Source organism: Rhodovibrio sodomensis, assembly GCF_016583645.1.
Taxonomy (GTDB): Bacteria; Pseudomonadota; Alphaproteobacteria; order Kiloniellales; family Rhodovibrionaceae; genus Rhodovibrio; species Rhodovibrio sodomensis.
Genome location: NZ_NRRL01000006.1, coordinates 43,544 through 63,487, shown reverse-complemented (window position 1 = coordinate 63,487; position 19,944 = coordinate 43,544). Strand labels below are relative to the sequence as shown.

Genomic DNA, 19,944 nt, shown 5'->3' with positions numbered 1-19,944 from the left:
GCGCAGAGTGTCGTACGAGCTGACGCTGGAAGTTTACAGCGCGACCTACCCAGGGTTGGTTTTGACTCCAATCACCAGCGCGGCAGCAGGGTCCGTCGATAGGCTTCCTGCTGGAGAGCGCCACCCTGAAACCCGAGAGTGGTCATGGTTCCATTTGCGCTTCGGCCGCCCGGGTGTCAGGACAAACCCGGCGCGGTTTGAGATCGCGCTATGGAACCGCGCGGAGATGACATCACTCCACGCTCTCGCAGTGGGGAGGGTCAGCCACAACCGGCATGAGGTGCGCCTTGATCATATCGAGAGCTTTCCGCCGGACGCTCGGCACCCGTTTCGCGGGGACGTGATCCCTATTGTGGTCAGAAACCTCGTGGACTGGGGTTATCTGCTGGGCGCCAGTTACGCGGTCGCGTTGGATGCCATCGAACCGACTGTCCCGTGCTACGAGGAGCAAGGCTTCTCTGTTGTAAGCCATTCCTCGAACCTATATACTCTTAGGCGACCTCTGGAAGGAGATGAGCCGTGAACACCGCAACCGCAGAAAAGCGCCAGGCCGAGCTATCCAGCTCCGCGCGGCGTGGAATCGGACTTCCGCAATCCCAGGAAGAGTTGGCGTTGCGCATCAAGCGCGCCCGGGCGGATCGGCTCGTCAACGGGCCTAAGAACATCGGCCAGAACGCTGGGAAATACACGAAAGAGATCGCAGGCTGCGGGAAATAAGCGTGGCCAAAGGATTTTTTGAAAGGCCGGGATGCAACCCGGCCTTTCTGATTCTGTAGACGTTGTTAATGGGTAATCACGCGTCGCCCGCTGCCGATTCTTACGACTTGTCGCAACGCGGCCTCACCCATCCCCAGTAGAGGGCGCGCCTCCCGCCGGGCCTTCTCGGCCCGCAGGCGCTGATAGCGAAGCCGACGCGGCAGCGGCTCCGGATCCCCGGGGTACTTCACCCCGCCGACCTGCGTGCGCCGCAGTTCGACGCCCGTGGCGTGGCCCAGCATCTCCGAGATGGCCCGCTGGCCGTGCTGGCGGACGAACACGCCCGTCGGCTCGCCGTCCTCGTTCTCCACTTCTTCCTTGCGGTTCCACCGGCAGGCCGTCTCGCCGACGTAGCGAAACAGGTGCTTGCCACTCATCCGGTGGTACACACCGATCAGCACCCGCTCCACGGTGGAGGCGAACGCCTCCGCAGTGTTGGTGTGGTAGCCGCCCAGCGCGAACTGATCCTGCGAGTGATCGAGCGCGACGTGGCCGGCATAGCCCCGCGCCAGCACGGCGATCGCGGGGCTCTTGTCGCTGACGATCGTCGCACCGGGATCGATCGCGCGCTCGAAGAACGCCTTCATGTTCGCCGCGCTCTCCGAGCGGATCGGTTGGCTGCGCACGAAGCCGCGCTGGTCGACGGCGACCACGATCAGCGGCTTCTGTGTGCCGCGGCCGCGCTTGTGCTTCACCCGTTTGTTCCGGCGCGGCGCGCCGCCGACGTACTTGGTGTCCACCTGGACCAGCCCCTTGAGCCGATCGCCGCACCACTCGGCCACGGCGAACAGCTCGCGTAGCACCTGCATTATCCGCCAGGCGGTCTTCTGCGGCACGCCCACCCAGCGGCCGAGCACCACCGAGGACACGCCCTTGCTCGACGACAGCATCAGCCACATCGCCTTGATCCACCACCAGAGCGGCAGCTTGGTGCCGTGCAGCGGCGTCTTCGTGGTGACGGTGAACTGCCGGTGGCAGCCCTTGCACTCGTAAAGGCCGGCGCGCGCGGCCGCGCTGCGGATCGACCAGCTCTCCAGGGAGCCGCAGTGCGGGCAGTATCGGCCCTCGCGCCAGCGGGCATCCTCCAGAAAGGTCCAGCAGGCGTCTTCGTCCGGAAGCGCCTGTTGCAGCAGATCCGCGCTATGCTGGTACGCCCGCCCCTTGCCGGCCTTCGGCCAGACGGACGTCGTCTCCTCGGTCATCGTGGCACCCCGGATTGTCTGACAAAGGACCACTACATATGAGGCAAGCCTCGTTGATTGGAACTTGACGTCGTCAGACGATTTTGGCGGCGTGCCGGATCGGTGCTATCTCACTGAATTTGCGACGACAACCGGGCTCAAGCCACTTGAGCGCCTTTGTTTGGGTGATAAGTCCGTTCGAATTTGAGTCAGGTGGGATCTATCGGGGGTTGCGGTCAGCCGCCTGGCCGTGTGAGCCCGCCCAGGGCATCACGCGTATCGAACCCCCGTGTCACGAACTTCTGGGCGAAGATGTTCGGGTACTCCGCCTGCAGGTCGAGCTTGAGCGCGTCCCCGTGCACGACGACGGTCGCGAGTCCCAGGAGGGTCGTCTGGATGTAGGCCATCGCGACCGCCCGGCGGTCGATGTCGACGCCGACCGCGAGGCACTGGCGGTGAGGAGAGAGCCCGCGGGCGACCATTTCGTTGCGCACCGCGATCAGCATGCCGCCGGCGCCGACCGCAGGCTCCGCCACGGTGAAGAAGCCTTTCTCGGCGATCACGGACTCGATGTCGGTCAGGTTGGCCTGGACCAGGAACTGGGAGACCTCGAAGGGGGTGTAGAACTGACCGGCCTCGCCGACGCCGAGATCGAGCGCGCCGAACAGCTCGCCGAAGGCATCGCGCGGGCGCGCCTCCAGGCTGCTAGCCAGGTGGGAGAACATCTGCGCATAGGCCTGCATGACCGCCGCACCAGCGCGCTGGCGCACACCCGCGTAAGCGCGGTCCATCGGCGTCGGGTCCCGACCCGCGAGCTTGAGGGAGACGCTGTGCAGGCTTGCCAGGCTTGCCTCGAGGAAGTCGCAGTAGTGGTCGCGGATGTTCCTGTGGCCCGGGAGGGCCGACAGGGTCCGGCAGAAGTCCTTGAGGTGAGGGCAGTGGAGGCGGGAGTGAAGCGGCTTGGCCATGCGGCCCCCGTTGCGGCTGTGCCAATTGACAACGGGGAGATGGGCGCGCTTGGCGAAGCTGGACCGACCGGACGCGCAGGCTCGGCGGCCGCCGAGCCCGGATCAGCTGGATGGCGCGCGGTTCAGTGGTAGCATCAGGACGGCGTGTGTGCCGCCCCAGTCCCGGGACCGGAGGCTGAGCCAGCCGCCCATGCGCCGCGCCAGGGCGTGGGCGACACTCAGGCCGAGGCCGGCGTGGTCGGGGTGTGTGGTGAAGAAGGGATCGATCGACCGGACGGCGACGTCCCGTGGCATGCCCGGCCCGCGGTCCTCGATCGAGATTTCCGCGTGCGGGCCCGAGGTGGGTGCGAGGTGCGGCACATCCTCGTGCTGGATCATCCGCTGGGTCAGTCGCACCGTGACCGAGCTGCCCGCCGGCGCCTCCTGGACCGCGTTGCGCAGCAGCTCCTCGACGACACGCGCCAGCAGCTCGGAGTCGACGGCCGCGTCACCGACCTCAGGGAGGACACGCGCCGGATGGTCAAGGCCGTCGATGCCCGGCACGATCCGATCGAGCGCCTCGGCCACCGCGCCCGCCAGGGGCCGTGGTTCGCGACGTGCCGGCTCCTGGCGGCTGAACTCGAGGAGCCCGTTGACGACGGCACTGGCGCGTACGGCGCAGGCGCGGATCTCGAGCAGAGATTCCCGTAATTCCGCGTCCTGATACACCTCATCGAGGTGGTGCTCGCTCAGCAGCAGGATCGGCTGCAGGGCGTTGTTCATCTGATGAGCGACGCCGCCCGCGAGCCGGGAGATCGCCTCCAGATGCGCCGGGGCGTGCGTTTGCCCGCGGCGGTCGGCCGCGTGGGCAGGTACGGCGTAGCCGCGAAACCGCATACCTGTCGCGTCGTTGGCCGCGCACGGCCGGAGAGTGACCGCACAGGGAGAGTCGAGCCCCAGGAACCCGACCGAGACCCGGACCGCGCCTGTGCCGTCGCCCGCGCTCAGCCCGTCGAGCAGTTTCTGCCGGCCCGGACAGTCGGACGGGCCGGCGCAGACCGGCTGGCCGACCAGCGAAGCTGGATCGAGCGCATGGATCGCGGCTTCCGGGCCCAGTGTCAGCAGTCGCCCGTTCCGGTCGGTCTCGAACGATAACCCGCCGAGTGCCTCGACCAGCATCTCGACTTCCCTGTCTGTCATGCCCGTCCGATAAGTGAGTCTGCCACCCTTACCGTGGACTACGTGCCTCAAAGATGCAACCGCATTCTCGTCGCCGCGCGCAGGTTGCAATCGGGTTAAGGCGCGATCCAGCGTTCGGCCACCATATCCCTCAGCACTTGCGCCGGCGGCCGGCGCAGCGATGAAGGCAGAAGGGACCAGGGGTCATGGACGAGGTCGGAAACTCTCAGTACTACCCGGATCTGGGTGACGACGGACGGCCGGAGCCGGTGGAGCGCCTCGTCTGGGCGGGCCGGCCTGCGGTGCGCTCGACGCTCTGGGCGTGGCTGGGCGCGATCGCGGTCGCGTGGCTCGCGTGCAAGGGCCTGGCCTGGATCGAGCGGGACGTGGCGATCCTGGCCTACCGCGGTGGCGTCGGCGGCTTCGAGTTTGGCTGGCCGGCCTGGGTCCCGCTCGCGGTGGTGGGTGGCGTGCTGCTGCTACCGGCCTGGCGCACGCTGGAGATCCTGTGCACGCGTTACGAGGTGACCACCCAACGCATCTTCGTCCACCGCGGGGTGCTCAACCGCTATCACGACCAGATCGAGATGCACCGGGTGCGTGACCTCGATAGCCGCAAGCCGATCTGGCTCCGGGTCCTGGGTGGACTCGGCCACCTCGACGTTCATTCGGTGGACCGGACGACGCCCGTGCTGAAACTGGCGGCGCAGCCGAACTGCATCGACCTGCAGGCCCTGCTGCACGAGCTCAACAAGTCCGAGCAGCGACGCTTCGGCTATCGCGAGTTCGAGGGCACGGGCGTGCTGTAAGGCCGCGCGCCCTGACGTGCGCGGCCTCAGGCCGCCGAGACGTCCGGATCGTGGGTTCGCAGTTCGGCGATGAGCTTATCGGTGTAATGCGCGCCGACGTTGGCGCGCTCGCAGATCGACTTGAGGTCGTAGTCGTTGCGGTGGGTGATGGCCTCGGCGACCTCGCTGCGCGGGACCGTGGCAAGCAGGGACAGGGCCGCGATGACGAAGTGGATCACCCGCTTCTCGGCCACGCGCAAGATCAGCTCCGGCGTGAGCTCCCGGTTCTGACGCAGGTTGGCCGCGATCCTGGGGGCCTGCTCGGCCGGGACCGTCGCGATCATCCGGGCCAGCGCGAGTGTCCGGGCCTCCACCGCGACAGGGGAGGTGAAGTCGACCATGCGGTAGGTTCGCGCCAGCTTCTCCTGCGCGCGCTCGGAGATGCGCGACAGCAGCTGGCCGACGACGCCGGTCGGGAGGTCGCCGCGCAGGGCCAGCGTCTCCATCAGCGATTTGTCGGCCGAGTAGGTGTTGAGCACCTGCGCCAGGCAGCCCGCGGTGAGTTCGGCACCCTGGTTCTCCGCCAGCGTCTTGACGGCCGAGGTCGGGCCGATGTCCACCAGCGTGTCGGCGAGCACCGCCGGGACCTCGTCCCGGGAGGCCAACCCCACGCGCGCCTCTTGCTCGATAGTCAGCGCGATCTCGGCGAGCTCCGGCTCGCTGAAGACGTCGGTCACCCGCAGGAAGGGCGCGGCGATGCCGGCGATGTCATGGGCGATCCGGCGCGCAACATCCTTGGGCAGGAAACGGGAGCGCTTGACGCCTTCCATGAGCGCCAGACGCACCGCCTGGAGCGCGTCGTTCGCGAGCACGCGCGCAACATGCTCGGCCGCGATCCGGTCCCGGGCGAGCTGGGCGGTCTCCAACTGGGTCACCACCCGCCGGGCGATCTCGGTGCGCTCCGTTCCGCTGCGCGCGCTCAAGTCCCGCTCGACCTCCTGCTGGATCTGCTGGGCAAACATCCTGGTCGCTCCCGTCCACGGTCTGATCTGGGTCGAAAGTGGGTTCACTGCCAGCGGCTGGTCGCGTTTTTTTCGGTGGCAGCAACCGTAGTGCGGTCCACCACTACGCTACGCTTTTTGCCATGGAGTTAACGGAAGCGCGGAATTACCGTTGCGCTTCCGCGGCCCGGCGGGACTTTTCCGGGGACTTGAGCCAGCCCTTGGCCCAGAGGCCCCTGCGCTGTACGGCGGCCTTCATCTGGGTCAGGACGTACTTCCTGGAATACCGGCTGTAGGCCCGGGCGTAGCCGTCGGCCACCATCTGCCGGTTCACGTCAACGCCGTCTGCGTACAGGGTGATCACCGTGCGTCCGTAGGGGTCGGTGTCGCGCGGCTTGTAGGTCAGGGCCTTGCCCTCGGTCAGGGTCTTGAGGTGCTGGGTTGCCCGGCGCCCGCCTGGGTCCTTGGCTTCCGGGGCGTCCAGCCCGTGCAGGCGCGCATTGATGCTGCCGTCGATGCGCACACTGTCGCCGTCGATCACCGCCAGCGCCCCGGCCGAGCGGGCGCGCCCGAGCAGGCGGCCGAAGAAGCCGATCCGCAGGCCGCTCAGGAACTCGGCGTGCTGCTGCGGGCGCTGTTCCTGGATGTGTCCGCCGGGATCGTGGCGGTAGGCGGGATCGAGGGCCTTGGCCTGATCGGACACGAGCGGGCGGGCGTCCTCCGCGGCCGTGCGGGCATCGATCACACCGGAGCAGATGGCCGCCATGGCGACGGCGCGGCGGCCCAGTTCGAGACGGTCGGCGAGGCGCAGGCCACGCAGCGTGTCGTAATCCTTGTCGCCTTCCAGCCGCCGGCGCAGGTCGCGCGTCCCCTCGTAGAGCCGGCGCAACGCCTTCTTGTCGAGATCCGCTAACTCCCGGGAGACCGCGCCGCTGGCCGCGAAGGCCGCGACCGGCAGACCCAGCGCCGGGGTATCGGGGTCGCTCAGGATGCGTTTCAGGTCGCCGACGTTCTGCGGCGTGATCCGGCGTGGCGCGCTCATGTCGCGGTCTCCAGACAACGGGGTCAATCTGGAGATGGCGGCGGCGGGTGCGGGCGCAACGCGAGCCGCGCGCCCGGCGGCGGCAGAGCCGTTCAGGTGCCGGGCTGCGTCCGGGCGAGGGCCGCGCCAACCAGCTGAAGGGCGGCCTGTTCGGCCGCCTCTCGGCTGGCAAGCCCGTCGCCGGCGAGGCGGATCAGCCGCGGCAGGCCAGGCGCTGTCCGACGCAGGAGCAGGTCGGCGTGATGCCGGCCGCGCGGGTCCTGGTAGAAATAGAGCGCCTGCAGGTTGTCACGCCGCAGGCAACTGAGCACGTGGCCGGCGATCGGGGTGCGGGCCTTTGGTGCCAGTTCCGATGCTTTGGGGACGCGCTCGATAAGGCCGGCCAGGGCCTGCTGGGCGGCGGCGAAACGCTCGGGCTCGCTGTAGTCGGGCTTCAAGCTGAGCCCCCGGCATGCAGCGCGTGCGCGTTGATCCGGTCGATCAGCTCCACGCTCGGATGGCGGGCCTGCAAGTCGGCCACGACGGTCGCCGGCAACCGCGCGGCGTTGATGCCCGCGGCCCGCTGGCGGAGCGCGAACGAGCCGCCGATCTCGGGGAGGTCTTCGGGGGTGAGCCAGGTCCGGAGCGCGCCCGGGTCCGTGATCTCGGTGACGATCCAGGCATGCAGTTCCGGGCGATGTGTGGCCGTGCCGACCTGCAGCAGGGCAGTCTCGGGCAGCCGGGCGCGGGCAATCGTCGGGTAGCGCGCGACATGCCGGCCGGCCGCATGGATCAGGCGATCCTCGAAGGTGTCGCCGCGGCCCTCGAAGTCGACGCAGATGCCATCGACCCCGGGCGTGCCGGCGACCGCCGAACCCCGATGGATCTGCACCAGCGCGCCCGGGCGCGGAACGTAGAGCGCCACCTCGGACATCGTCACCTCGCATCCCGTGAGCCCGGATGCGGTTCCGAAGGAGCTTCGCGGCATCCGGCCAACCGGAGTGTGCCAAGAACCGGCCGGTGAGTGAAGCGCGCGAGGTCGGCGCGGGACCTAGGCCGCTTCGCTTTGAACCTGGATGCGGGCTGCGGGCAGGTGGAGTTTCACCGTGGTGCCGGCGTCCGCGACGCTGTCGATCGCGAGCGCGCCGTCGTGCAGGTCCATGATCGCCTTGGCTAGGGGCAGTCCGATGCCGCATCCCCCGGCGCTGCGTGCGTGGGCGGACTCGACCTGCCCGAACGGGGCGAGCGCGAGGTCGATGTTCTCCTGGTCGATCCCGATACCGGTGTCGGCGATCTCGATCTCGAGCGCGCCGTCGATGATCCGGCTGACGAAGCGGATCCGCCCGTCAGGGCGCGTGAACTTGCAGGCGTTCGACAGCAGGTTGTTCATGGCCTGCTCGAGCAGCTTGCGGTCGGCGATTATGAGCGTGCCGCGGGCGCCATGGTCGACGTCGAGGTGGAGGCCCTGGGACTCAGCGTGCGGGCGCCAGCGCGCGGCGACGGCCTCGAACAGCCGGTCGACCTGGACCTCATCCTCCTTGATCTGGAGCCGTCCGGCCTGCGCGCGGGACATCTCCAAGATGTCGTTGATGATCTGGAGCAGGGCCTCGCCGCTCTCGTTGATGTGCTCGGCGTAGCCGCGGTTCTGCTCGCCCAACTCGCCGAAGACGCCGTCGCGCAGGATCTGCGAGAAGCCGATCACGGCATTGAGCGGCGTGCGCAGCTCGTGGCTCATCGTGGCGAGGAACTCGCTCTTGGCCTTGCTGGCGGATTCCGCGAGATCGCGCAGGGTCTCGGCGCGCTCCTTCTCCATCTCCAGCTTGATCTCGCCACGGAAGCGGCTACGCAGGGCGTGTTCGATGGCGTAGTTCGCGAACGCGCCGAAACCGATGCCGGTCATCAGGAAGAAGCCGTTGATGACGAGCGTATCCCACGGGATCGGATTGATTAGCGTCGCGACCAGGAGATAGCAGGCCACCGTGGTCAGGGAGGACATCAGGGCGTAGACGTGGTGCAGGCGGATCACGCTCGACCCGAACATGGCAAGCGTGATCAGGCCGGCGTAGTACTTCTCCGCAAGCGCGCCGTCGACGACCGCGCACATCATTACCACGGCGAGGCCGGCGGTCAGGGTGGCGGCGCTGAGAATCAGCTGGGAGCGCTGCCGGAAGATGGGCAGGAAGGTCAGGCCGGCCGCCGCCAGGATCGCCGGGAAGGCAACGCCCAGGCGCAGGGCCAGTACGCTGTCCAGGTTGTTTTCCACCGCGTGCAGGTCGAGCAGCAGGAAGCTCGCGTAGAGGAACGCCGCGGCGACCAGGCAGGCCCGGATGGTCACGACTCCCCGGTCGATCTGCTCGCGCCAGTAACGGGCTTCGAGATCCGGATCGGCGAAGCGCAGCGTCAGCGGATGGAGGCGGTCACGGTTCGCGTCGGTCATGCTCATGCGTGTCGGGCTCGTGCGATGCGGGGCGTCCTGCGCGTTAAATGGGACCGGTTTCGGGATCTGGGGTGTCGGTCGTTTATGCTCCTTTTACCGGACCGAGGCTATCGAATACGCCAGTTCGTCGATCCGATCCCAGTTCCCCGGTACGACGCCACCCAGCCACAGGACGTGACATGCGCCAGACCCTTCGTACCGGCGGCCTTCTGCTCGCCACAGTAAGTCTCTTCACGATTAACATTCCGTCAGCGGACGCCTCCGGCTACCGGCTGCGCAACTACGGCGGCCAGCAGGCCGGGACGGCCCTCGCCGGCAAGAGCGCGCCTGATGGCATCAGCGGCGCGGTCCACAACCCGGCGGCCCTGGGCCAAGCGACGGACGTCGACGGCGTGCTCAGCCTGGGCTACCTGGGTATCCAGTCCGACGCGATTGATGCACATGCGACCACGGCGGCCGGGACGCCGGCCGGCGGCGGCGACAGCCGGGACGCGGCACCCGTCGCGGTGATCCCGGGCCTGGTGATCGCCGGCGAGCTGGACGACGACGTGGTCCTCGGGATCTCGGTCAGCACGCCGTGGGGTCTGCGCACCGAGCACGGCCGGGACTGGGCCGGCCGGTATCACGCCGACGAGACCGAGCTGGTCTCGCTCAACGTGCAGCCGCAGGTGACCTGGCGCGCCAGCGAGCAACTGCATTTCGGGGCCGGACTGCAGGTCCAGCAGGTTGACGGCACCTTCTCCAACGCGATCGACGTCGGCAGCGTCGGTGCGGCTTTAGGCATCCCCGGCGCGAGGCCCGGCATGCAGGACGCGCACGCCCATCTGCAGGGCGACGACTGGGGCGTCGGCTTTACGCTGGGCGCGGCGTACCGGCCGTTCAAGGGCACGACGCTCGGACTGTCCTACCGCTCCAAGATCGATCACGAGCTCTCCGGGACGGCGGACTTCACGGCCGACGGCTCCGGGCTGACGACGGCGATCCGGGGCGCGACCGGCCAGCTGCAGGATACGGGGTTCACCGCAGACCTGACCACGCCCGAGGTCATTGGTTTCGGTCTTCGCCAGGAGATCGGGTCCGGTGTTACGCTGCTGGGCGAGGCGGAGTGGACGCGCTGGAGCCGGCTCGACGAGCTGCGCGCGGACTTCGCCAATCCCCTGCAGGGCGATGACGTCACGTCGAAGAACTGGGAGGACACCTGGTTCGTCGCGGCCGGTGCCGAATGGGCGGTCGACCCAGAGTGGACGCTGCGCGCCGGCGTCGCCTACGACCAGTCGCCGGTTCCGGCCAAGACGCGCAACCCGCGGATCCCGGATACCGACCGGACCTGGCTCGGCCTCGGCGCGGGATGGCAGCCGGTGGGCTGGATCGATCTCGATATCGCCTACGCGCACGTCTGGATGGCGGATGGGAGGATCTCGCTCGACGCCAGCCAGCCGGGCAACGCCCAGCGCGGCAGCCTCGACGCGGACGTCGAGAACAGCTTCGACATCGTCTCCGTCACGCTGCGCATCGCGTTCTAGCCCGCGAGTCTCTGGTCGCCCTGGACGCGAGTCCGCCGCTCCGGGGTGGCCGGGACGCTCTCGCTCAGGCTGGCTTATCGGCGATCAGGAAGACGATTTGGCCGGTCTCGTCGACGGCCGTCCGCCGGCACGCCTCCGGGATATCCCGTCCGATCGCGGTCATGTCGTCCTCGTTCCGCCACACCAGCCGCCAGTCGACCAGGAACTCGGTCGGCCAGTAGGTGGAGTCCGGGCCGCGCCGCAGGTTGGCCACCAGCAGCCGGCCGCCCGGTGCGAGCAGGCCGTAGAGGGAGTTGACCAGAGCGCGGCAGCGCGCCTCGGTCAAGTAGTCGATCAGGCCCAGCGAATACACCATGTCCTGCGGCGGCAGCTTGCCGACCAGCTCGCCCGACCGCAGCAGCTGCCGGAACGAGGCGTGGATCAGGTCGACCTGTGCCGGCTTGTCCTCGCGCAGGGTGCTCGGGAGCGTGTCGCGGTGGACGAACTCGAGGGCGTCGCGGTCCTGATCGAGGAGCGAGAAGGCGAGCTGCCGCGGCAGCGTCTCCTGGACGAGATTGCGAACCTCGCGCGCGCTCCCGCAGCCGATGTTGGTGACCCGTAACGGCGCCGTCGCGCCCGGGCGCCCGGCCATCTCGCGGATCATCTCCTCGGCGAACGCGCGCCGGGTGTCGACGCAGCGCATCAGCGCGAGGCCAAGCCGGTGGCACAGCCGACCGTAGAGCGTGGTGCCCGCATCCGTGCCGGCGTAGCTGTACTCCATGGCAACCCGGTCGCCCGGATAGCCGAGCGGCTTGTGGTATGTGCGCGCCCACAGCGGGCCGTCGAGCAACTCCGGGGTCACGATCGTCTCGGTGAAGGCCTTCATGGCCGCCAGGTTTCGGGGATCGTCGACCCCGGGCGCCACGAGCGCGTTGGCGCGGGAGACAAGAGGCCGCCAGGCGTCGACGACCTGGGGCGTGATCTCGTCGAGCAGCGCGCGGGCGTCCGCCGGCGCCAGCTCGGCGTTGTCGATCTGCGAGAGCGTCGACCGCCAGGCGCGCATCAGATGCACGGCCTCGGCGCACAGCTCCCGGTAAGTCGGCGGCACATCGGAGATCCGGGCCTGCGCGGCACGCATCATTCCGGCGATCGCCATCCGCTCCTGCGCCCGACCCAGGGTCTCGAGGTCGAGATAGCCGCGGGAGAGCGTGAACTCGATGACCGCGCCCTGCGTCTGCGCATCCGCGATATCACTGACGTAGGAGTCGGCCGCCTGCAGAACCCGGCCGTCGATCATCAGCTCCAGATGAACCGTCTGGCCCTGGCGCAACGGCCGCTCGGCGTCCTGGCGAAGCCGTCCGCTCACGCCGCGCCGCCAGATCTCGTGCAATCCGGCCAGCTGACCGTTCACGAAAAGGTCGGGGATCTTCCGGTCGAACACCGCCCGGGCCGGCCGCCGCTCCTCGACATAGAACATCCGTTGCCCGGTTTCACCCGGGAGGTCCTCGTACTCGCGCACCTGATCTCTCCTTGACCGAGTGCCGGCGCCTTGCTCGCCGGCCTCGGAAGGGGAGGTATAGGCTGGGGGTCGGGTCGCTACGCGGATGTCTGGATTTGAGCGGAAATAAACCGGACATTCCTGGACTTGTCTGCACGGACGATTGCCCCGTCTTGGCGGGCCCCGTCCCGGCGCCGCTCCCGGTCCCGGCGTCCGCCGGTGTATGCGCGGATGTCCGACTGGGCGCGGCCAATACGGTCGAGCGATACCCATTTACGGTCCATGACCAGATGAATGGACCCAACCAGATGGACCAGTACCTGCTCGGCGACTGCGTCGCCCGGATGCGCGAGCTGCCCGAGGCAAGCGTCGACCTCGTGTTCGCGGATCCGCCGTACAACCTTCAGCTGGGCGCGGGCCTGAAGCGTCCGGGCGGGGGGTCGGTCGCGGGCGTCGACGCCGACTGGGACCGGTTCGATAGCCACGCGGCCTATGACGATTTCACCCGCGCGTGGCTCTCCGCCGCGCGCCGTGTCCTGCGCCCGGACGGAACTCTGTGGGTGATCGGCAGCTTCCACAACATCTACCAGGTCGGCTATCAGCTGCAGGCCCTCGGGTTCTGGCTGCTCGGTGACGTCCACTGGGCGAAGACCAACCCGATGCCGAACTTCCGGGGCAAGCGCTTCCAGAACGCCACCGAGACGATGATTTGGGCGCAGCCGAACAAGGGCCGCCCCTACACCTTCAACTACCATGCGCTGAAGTCGCTCAACGACGACCGCCAGATGCGCAACTGGTGGGAGCTACCGATCGTGCAGGGCACGGATCGCCTGAAGGATGGCGAGGGCAACAAGCTGCACCCCACTCAGAAGCCCGAAGCCCTGCTCTATCGTGTTCTGCTCGCGAGCTCCAATCCCGGCGACACGGTCTTGGATCCCTTCTTCGGCACCGGCACGACGGGTGCGGTTGCCCACCGGCTCGGGCGGCGCTTCGTCGGCATCGAGCGCGATCCGGGCTACCTGACGGCCGCCCGCAAGCGGATCGAGGCGATCGCCCCGGGCGAGCTGCCCGACAGTCTCGTTCAGGTGCGGCCGCCCCGGGCGGACCGCCGGATCGCGATGGCGACGCTGGTCGAGGAGGGCTGGATCGCCCCGGGCCAGGAGGTGCGCTCGCGCTGCGGGCGCTTCGTCGCGCAGGTGCGGGCCGATGGCAAGCTGGTCAGCGCGGGCTCGGCCGGGAGCATCCACGCCCTGGGCGCCCAACTGCAGGGCCGTGAAAGCTGCAACGGCTGGGACTTCTGGCGGGTCGAGCGGGATGGCTCATGGGCGCCGCTCGACACACTCCGTGCGATGCGCGCCTCCGCGGCGGAAAGCACGATGACGGAAGAAATGTCCCGACACGAAACCCCAGATTAACATAACCGGTCCCAATTACCCTATAGCGACATCCCCTGACCCTGGAGAAGGATACGAGAGATGGCCGACACCCAAGGCATCACCGGCGACCAGCTGAAGTCCTACATCGAGCGGATCGAGAAGCTGGAGGAGGAGAAGGCCAACCTGCAGGCCGACATCCGCGAGGTGTACTCCGAGGCCAAGGCCAACGGCTTCGACACCAAGGTGATGCGTCAGCTGATCGCGCTGCGCAAGAAGGACGAGCAGGACCGGTCCGAGCAGGAAGAGCTCCTGCATGTCTACAAGACGGCGATCGGGATGGAGTAGACGCGCAACGCGCCCGAGAGCGGATGCCCGCCATGACGGAGATATCTCAGCGCACCGGTCGGCTGATCGTAGGTCTGATCGCGATCCTGGTCAGTCTCCAGGTCCTGGTCATGGCGGCCGGGGTTGGTGGAATCGGCCTGATGGACACCGTCCGCGGCTACGTCGACGGCGAGGGCGAGTACACCAAGGCGCAGCAGCGGGCGGCGAGCGCGCTCCGGCGCTACGTGCGCACTGGCGAGGAACTGGCGCTCGCACAGTACCGCAGCCAGATCGCGATCCCGAAGAACATCGCCCTGGCCCACATCATTCTCCGAGCGCCCGAGATCCCGGGCCATCTCGCCCGCGATCTGCTGACAGATGCGCGCGTCCACCCGGCCGACGCCGGCCTGATGATCGCCTTCTACCCGGTGGTCGCGAGCCGCGACACCTTCGCCGATGCGGTCACCGCTTGGCGCAGGGCGGACAACCTGATCGCGGAGATGCAGGCGCTGGCGGCAGAGATCGTAGCCTTCCGGCCAGACGTCGGTGATGGCGCAGGTGCCCGGGCGAGCGCGTGGCTTGACCGGATCGATGCCCTGGACGCGCAGCTGACACGGGAGCAGGACCGCTTCTCCGTGGCGATGGGCGAAGCGGCCCGCATGATCCGGCGCTGGCTGATTGTGGGAATCGTCTCGGGCACCGCCGTACTCGCGGGTCTCGGGGTCTGGCTCGGGCGCCGCACCCTCGCGCAAGCCGCGGCGAGCGAGCAGACCCTCATCGAGCGCCAGCGGCGCTTCCAAGACCTGGCCGAATGCGCGGCCGACTGGTTCTGGGAGACCGATACCGAGCATTGCTTCACCTACATCTCCGAGCGCTTCGAGGTCGTGACCGGCGTTCCGGTCGAGCAGATGCTCGGGATGACGCGCCAGCAGGGGGCCTGGGTGGATCCCGGAACCGGGCGCACCCAAGGCGCGCTGCGACAGCTCGATGCGAAGATGGCGCGGCGCGAGGTGTTCCGTGACGTGGAATACGAGATCCCGCTCGCAGATGCGGTCCGCACCGTGCGGGTTAGCGGCAAGCCGGTGTTCGACCGGTCCGGGGCCTTCCTGGGATATCGCGGCGCCGGAAACGACGTGACCGCTGAGCGCGAGGCGCAGCGGGAACTCAAGCGATCCAAGGAAAAGGCGGTCGAGGCGAACAAGTCGAAGAGCGAGTTCCTGGCCAACATGAGCCACGAACTGCGCACGCCCCTGAACGCGATCATCGGCTTCTCGGACATGATGAAGGGTGAGATCTGGGGCCCGTTGGACCCGCGGTACGCAGAGTACGCCCGCGACATCTCAGCCAGCGGCTCTCACCTCCTCAAGGTGATCAACGACATCCTCGACCTGTCCAAGGTCGAGGCCGGACGCATCGAGCTCGCCATCGAGGAGGTCGATCTCACGGCGGAGGTGCGCAGCTGCTTCCGGTTCATGGAGGCCGCGGCGAACCGCCAGGAAATCCAGCTGGTGAACGCCGTCCCTGCCGACTTCCCGACTGTCCTGGCGGACCCTCAGCGGCTGCGGCAGATCGTGCTCAACCTGGTGGGCAACGCCGTCAAGTTCTCCGATCCGGGTGGCCGGGTCCGGGTGGAGACTGCGCTCGACGGTGACCTGCTCGACCTCAGCGTGTGCGACGAGGGGATCGGGATCGCGGCAAACCAGATCGAGAAGGTCCTGAAGCCATTCGGCCAGGCCGACGGATCGCTCGCCCGTAAGCATGACGGCGTGGGCCTCGGGCTTTCGCTGGTCGATCGCTTCGCGCAGCTGCACGGGGGCGAGGTCCGGATCGAGAGCACCCTCGGTCAGGGCACGCGGGTCCGGGTGCTCCTTCCGGGGCAGGCCGGCGCCGAGCCCACGGCCGCCCCGCCACACCTGAAGCTCGTGGGTTAGGCCAGCGCGTCCGCGGCCAGATGGTCGTCGTCCTGAAGCGGCCGCGGTTCGGCGAGACCGGCGTCCCGGGCCGCGGCTTCCAGCATGCGACGTGCGAGCTGGGAGCCGTAGCGCTCGGCGAGGACGTGGCGGGCGGGTTTCATGCGGTGCGACTGAGAGCTGGTGTGCATCTCGCGGTCTCCAGGTCGGGTTGAGAGCCTGAAGGTCGCACGGTCCGGGGCGGGACGAAGTGACGAGAGTCACGGGGCCGTCGATTTTCCCGACAGCCCGGAGCCGCGATACCGATCCCGACCAATTCGGTCGAAGCGCTCCCATTTTCCTGTCGTTACGGTTATGCAGGAGCACTTAAGTGACGTTCCCGATTCTCGCGGCACTCGCGGCCGGCGCTGCCCTCACGATGGCCGCGCCGGACCTTCCGCGCCCCCTGATCGACGAGTTCGACAGGCTGAGTGTGGCCTCCGCCAACAACGCGGCCCTGACCACGGCCGAGCGCCTGGCGGACGAGGCACGCCCCCAGCAGGACACCCAAGCGCTACGACAGCTCCGAAGGTGGTCAGATGCCGGCAATCTCTGGGCGCGGATCGCGCTCGCGCGCCTGATCGAGGAAGCCCGTGTCGGGGAGCGTAAGGCTGGCGAGTTCCTTCGACTGGTGGAAGGCTTGCCGGTTCCGATGCCGCCGGGAACAGACGAGGTAACCCGCAGCGTCGTCGCCGGTCTGCAAGCGCGTGCCGCGGCGTACCGGGCCTTTGCACGAAAGGGTATGCTTCCCGAGGTCCCCAGTATGACCGGGATCCTTCCGGCAAGCGTGGAGCGCCGGATCGTCAGCCCGTCAGAGCGCCGCGGCGCCCTAGCCGAAATTCCCCAAAGGCCGGTCGACCTCGACAACCCGGGGGCGGCGCCGTCCGCGTCGGTTGGTGCGACGCCGCTCGCGCAACCGGGCGGGGAGGGCCGCTCGCTGATCATCGGTTTTGCCACGACCACGGCCGATCTACTGCGGGCCTTTGCGGCGGCGAGCGGGCGGTCGGGTGCCGCCATGACGCACGTGATCCCCGAGATCCATCCGATCGAGCACCCCAAGGCCGGCCCAGGGTTTTTTCTGGCCCTGACTGGCATAGAGAGCGTGGGGCAGGCTCGAACGATTTGCGCCCTGATGCGCGTGCGCGATTGCGAGGCATCGCTCGCTGCGGGCGCACGCCTGCAGGAGAAGGAGAGCAGGCGCGCCGCGGCGCGTGCGCCGTCACCGGCGGAGGAGAGGGTGATCGCGGGTGAGCCGGTCCCAGCGGATGTCCCGCCGGAGGAGTGGGTCGATGGCACGATTCAAAGCCCTCAGGAGGATGGGCCGGTACAGTCGGGGGAAACGCTGGCCGTGCCCTTGCCGCCGCCGCCGAAGCCCGTTGCGCAGATCGGGCGGGTGGAGCTGCCGGAAGGCATGGTTGTCTGGCGGGTTGTTCCGGCCTGGCAGGAGGTGATCCGGGCCGGGCGCGGCGTCGAGGCCGCGTTGAGCCAGATCGAGGGGCCTTCTCCCCAGGACGACTATGAGCGCACGCTCGCCATCCTGTCTGAGATTGGTATCGAGAGCCGCGGGCTGGAGCGGGTTGAGCCCGCCACAGCCGAGGTGACGCAGACCGCTTCCGCTGGTCAAGAAGCGGCCAGCAGTGCGATCGGGACGGCCGCGTCCAGCGACAAGACGGAGCCTGCGGTGAAGCCAATCCCGGAAAGCACCGTGGCATCCGTGCTCGGTGCGGCAGCCAGCAGAGACCAGCAGTTCGACTTCATCAAGAGCATGCAGATTGTGGGGGAACTCGGCGTCAACGCCTACATTCCCACACAAGCAACGGACCCAGGCGACGGCCTGGCGGCCGACCCCGCGCCAGGCGAAGGGTCGCCCGCGGACGCCCCGCTTGATCCCCCTTCGAGCCTCGGCGTTGAGACAGATGACATGGACACGCGCCAGGGCACGGAACCCCCGGAGCTGGGCGATGCGTGGGTGCCAGAGCCCGCGATCGAGGTTGGGCCCGCGCCGGAACCGCAGCCGCTGATCGTGCACCCATCGACCGACGGCCGGGCGATCGCGCGCTTGGATGCTGAGATGGTCGTTGAGCCCGAGCAGGCGCACGACGTCGAGCCCTTGTTCGGGCCAGCTGAGGCCGGTAGCGAGCCAACCGCCAAGGGGCTAAGACGTTCGGATGCGGTCAGCAAGACTGCGGAAGCGGCGCGTGATGGGGGCTCTGCTGCGCCGGCGGTCAGCGTCAGCGATCCGATCGCACTCACGGCGATCGATCCAGCCCTTGGGTCGTTTACGGCCGCTCCGGAGTCTCCGGCGCCGTCCGAGATCGCGAATGACGCCGACGACCGGGTGATAGCGCGGGTGAGTCGTCATGCGCTCAAGTCGGCCGAACTGGCGCGGTTGCGGGCGGTCGAGCGCGAAGTCCTGGCCGGGCTGGATCAGATGCTGGATACCGAGCGCGGGGAGGGTATCGCCTCTGGCGCACCGGCGGGCGTCTTCGTGCAGCTGGCGTCGTTCCGGGACAGCGCGCCGGCGCAGCTCGAGCGGGATCGCCTGTCCAGCGTGCTGCGGGAGTGGATGGCCGATCGGCCGCTCCTGGAGGTGCGCCGATTGTCCGGCTCGGCCACCTATTTCGCGGTGATCCTGCCCGGGTTCGAGGGGCGAATTGACGCCGAGAACTTCTGTGCCGCCATCCCGTCTCGATTGACGGACTGCTGGGTGCGCGGGAACTAGCTGGCCGCGCGCAGCGGTTGCCCGGTTTCGCCGTCCGAGTCACTCGGAAGTTCGATGCTGAAGTGCAGCGTTCGCGTGCTTCGCTCGAAACCTGCCTGATACCGGCCTCCCTGGAGTTCGACGAGTGCGCGGGCCTGGAACAGGGCTATCGCCTCGGTCTCGCGCCCGGCGAGCTCGCTCGCGTTCGCGCCCACGATCTTCTCCAGCCGGTCGGGCAGGTCGGACATGTCGTCCCGAGCGGGAGAGACCGCGATCGCCAGGGTGCCGGTTCCATCGACTGCCGCACGGGCCGTGATGATCAGGGCCGCGCTTTCTTCCGCCGCGCCGAGCGCGCAGAAGATTGTGTGGAACAGGGCTTCCTCGAGTTTTTCGGCATCGGCGTGAACCGGCTCGGCGCGATCGAGATCGAGCTTAGCGCTCACATCACGCTGCTGCATGTGGTACTGGCAGCGATCGATAACCTCGTTGACTAGCGGGCGTGGAGAGACCGCTTCAGTCTCGACCCGCTGGGCGTCGGTCCGGCCTAGGCGCGCCAGCGTGCCGATCTGCGGGACCCGCTCGAGCAGGTCCCGCGCATTGCGCTGGATCATCTCCAGGTAGGTTCGCTGGGTTGCGTTCTCGATCGGACCGAAGAGGTCCGCGAGCAGGGCTTCCGTGTAGCCGATGATGCCCGTCAGCGGCGTGCGCAGCTGGGACTCGGCGCGCTCGATGAAAGCATCCTCGGATTCTTTCAGATCGCGGATCTGCTGTCGGGCTTCCTCGATCTGAGCATTGTAGGGCGAGGTGATCCGACGCACCTCGCGCAGCCGTGTCTCGATTGTGGCGTAGAAGTGCTCGTAGTTGATTGGCTTGGTGATGTAATCATCGGCGCCGGACTTCTTGCCCGTGATGATCTCCTGGCTGGTGGCGTAGGAGCTCAGGAACACGAACGGCACACTCGAAAGGTGGGGGTGATCCTCGCGTATGCGGCGCTGCAACTCGTAGCCATCCATCTTCGGCATCTTGATGTCCGAGATGATGATGTCCGGATGCTGCTCGTCGAGGAACGCCAGCGCCTGCTCGCCGTCCTCGGACGCGAGGACACGATAGCCCTGATCCTCCATGTCCTCGACCATCTCGTCGAGGAGCTGCCGCTCGTCCTCGACAACAAGGGCGGTCACGGCGCCTGGGGAGGTCGCGTCGGAGGAGTCGGGCTGGGTCATCGTTCAAAACCGATTTGGCGGATGGTCTCCCGTATCGTTTCGCGAAGACAACCGTTTATGT

Annotated in this window: 18 protein-coding genes; 7 read left to right on the top strand and 11 right to left on the bottom strand. The window is 68.0% G+C overall.

Annotated elements, in window-relative coordinates:
* The first annotated feature begins 519 nt into the window (after positions 1-519).
* A complete protein-coding gene (locus CKO28_RS04975; RefSeq protein ID WP_200339429.1) occupies positions 520-717 on the top strand; it encodes a hypothetical protein in 198 nt (65 codons plus the stop codon).
* A 65-nt stretch (positions 718-782) separates the two neighbouring features.
* Here CKO28_RS04975 and CKO28_RS04970 read toward each other — a convergent pair whose 3' ends face one another.
* The 3 genes from CKO28_RS04970 to CKO28_RS04960 form a co-directional block, all read right to left on the bottom strand.
* On the bottom strand, positions 783-1,958 hold the full coding sequence (locus CKO28_RS04970; RefSeq protein WP_200339428.1) for an IS1595 family transposase: 1,176 nt from the start codon (positions 1,956-1,958) through the stop codon (positions 783-785).
* A gap of 215 nt (positions 1,959-2,173) precedes the next feature.
* Positions 2,174-2,905: an N-6 DNA methylase gene (locus CKO28_RS04965; RefSeq protein ID WP_200339427.1), complete on the bottom strand. Its 732-nt coding sequence runs from the start codon at positions 2,903-2,905 to the stop codon at positions 2,174-2,176.
* A 102-nt stretch (positions 2,906-3,007) separates the two neighbouring features.
* On the bottom strand, positions 3,008-4,084 hold the full coding sequence (locus tag CKO28_RS04960) for a sensor histidine kinase (protein ID WP_200339426.1): 1,077 nt from the start codon (positions 4,082-4,084) through the stop codon (positions 3,008-3,010).
* A 185-nt stretch (positions 4,085-4,269) separates the two neighbouring features.
* On the opposite strand from CKO28_RS04960, the gene CKO28_RS04955 reads away from it, so the two are divergent.
* Positions 4,270-4,872, top strand: a complete 603-nt coding sequence (locus CKO28_RS04955; RefSeq protein ID WP_200339425.1) for a PH domain-containing protein — start codon at positions 4,270-4,272, stop codon at positions 4,870-4,872.
* Positions 4,873-4,898: 26 nt separating this feature from the next.
* Here CKO28_RS04955 and CKO28_RS04950 read toward each other — a convergent pair whose 3' ends face one another.
* From CKO28_RS04950 to CKO28_RS04930, 5 genes are all read right to left on the bottom strand, one after another.
* A complete protein-coding gene (locus CKO28_RS04950) occupies positions 4,899-5,873 on the bottom strand; it encodes a DUF2336 domain-containing protein (RefSeq protein ID WP_200339424.1) in 975 nt (324 codons plus the stop codon).
* Positions 5,874-6,018: 145 nt separating this feature from the next.
* On the bottom strand, positions 6,019-6,894 hold the full coding sequence (locus CKO28_RS04945) for a thermonuclease family protein (protein WP_200339423.1): 876 nt from the start codon (positions 6,892-6,894) through the stop codon (positions 6,019-6,021).
* A 92-nt stretch (positions 6,895-6,986) separates the two neighbouring features.
* A complete protein-coding gene (locus tag CKO28_RS04940) occupies positions 6,987-7,331 on the bottom strand; it encodes a hypothetical protein (protein ID WP_200339422.1) in 345 nt (114 codons plus the stop codon).
* Entirely contained in the window at positions 7,328-7,807 is a 480-nt protein-coding gene (locus CKO28_RS04935; protein ID WP_200339421.1) for a hypothetical protein, read from the bottom strand. Before CKO28_RS04935 ends, CKO28_RS04940 begins: the two co-directional genes overlap by 4 nt.
* Positions 7,808-7,924: 117 nt before the next feature.
* Complete coding sequence (locus CKO28_RS04930) at positions 7,925-9,316, bottom strand: sensor histidine kinase (protein WP_200339420.1); 1,392 nt, start codon at positions 9,314-9,316, stop codon at positions 7,925-7,927.
* Between the two features lie 173 nt (positions 9,317-9,489).
* On the opposite strand from CKO28_RS04930, the gene CKO28_RS04925 reads away from it, so the two are divergent.
* Positions 9,490-10,833 carry an OmpP1/FadL family transporter gene (locus tag CKO28_RS04925; protein ID WP_200339419.1) on the top strand — a complete coding sequence of 448 codons (1,344 nt, stop codon included), beginning with the start codon at positions 9,490-9,492 and terminating at the stop codon, positions 10,831-10,833.
* Positions 10,834-10,897: 64 nt separating this feature from the next.
* On the opposite strand, the gene CKO28_RS04920 is transcribed toward CKO28_RS04925, so the two are convergent.
* Positions 10,898-12,331: a class I SAM-dependent methyltransferase gene (locus tag CKO28_RS04920; protein WP_200339418.1), complete on the bottom strand. Its 1,434-nt coding sequence runs from the start codon at positions 12,329-12,331 to the stop codon at positions 10,898-10,900.
* Between the two features lie 287 nt (positions 12,332-12,618).
* Between CKO28_RS04920 and CKO28_RS04915 the strand changes: the two genes are divergently transcribed.
* Genes CKO28_RS04915 through CKO28_RS04905 form a run of 3 tightly spaced genes read left to right on the top strand, consistent with a single transcriptional unit; the run spans position 12,619 to position 15,941 of the window.
* Positions 12,619-13,725, top strand: coding sequence for a site-specific DNA-methyltransferase (locus tag CKO28_RS04915; RefSeq protein ID WP_200339417.1), 1,107 nt, complete (start codon positions 12,619-12,621; stop codon positions 13,723-13,725).
* Positions 13,726-13,785: 60 nt separating this feature from the next.
* Entirely contained in the window at positions 13,786-14,031 is a 246-nt protein-coding gene (locus tag CKO28_RS04910; protein ID WP_200339416.1) for a DUF2312 domain-containing protein, read from the top strand.
* 32 nt (positions 14,032-14,063) lie between these two features.
* The gene (locus tag CKO28_RS04905) at positions 14,064-15,941 is read left to right on the top strand and encodes a PAS domain-containing sensor histidine kinase (RefSeq protein ID WP_200339415.1); all 1,878 of its coding nucleotides are present in this window, start codon (positions 14,064-14,066) and stop codon (positions 15,939-15,941) included.
* Here the strand turns inward: CKO28_RS04905 and CKO28_RS04900 are convergent.
* Positions 15,938-16,111 carry a hypothetical protein gene (locus CKO28_RS04900; RefSeq protein WP_200339414.1) on the bottom strand — a complete coding sequence of 58 codons (174 nt, stop codon included), beginning with the start codon at positions 16,109-16,111 and terminating at the stop codon, positions 15,938-15,940. The genes CKO28_RS04905 and CKO28_RS04900 overlap by 4 nt on opposite strands.
* Positions 16,112-16,290: 179 nt before the next feature.
* On the opposite strand from CKO28_RS04900, the gene CKO28_RS29075 reads away from it, so the two are divergent.
* Positions 16,291-18,681 (top strand): SPOR domain-containing protein, encoded by a 2,391-nt coding sequence (locus CKO28_RS29075; protein ID WP_200339413.1) that lies wholly within the window; start codon positions 16,291-16,293, stop codon positions 18,679-18,681.
* Here CKO28_RS29075 and CKO28_RS04890 read toward each other — a convergent pair.
* Positions 18,678-19,883: a hybrid sensor histidine kinase/response regulator gene (locus CKO28_RS04890; protein ID WP_200339412.1), complete on the bottom strand. Its 1,206-nt coding sequence runs from the start codon at positions 19,881-19,883 to the stop codon at positions 18,678-18,680. The genes CKO28_RS29075 and CKO28_RS04890 overlap by 4 nt on opposite strands.
* Positions 19,884-19,944 lie beyond the last annotated feature (61 nt).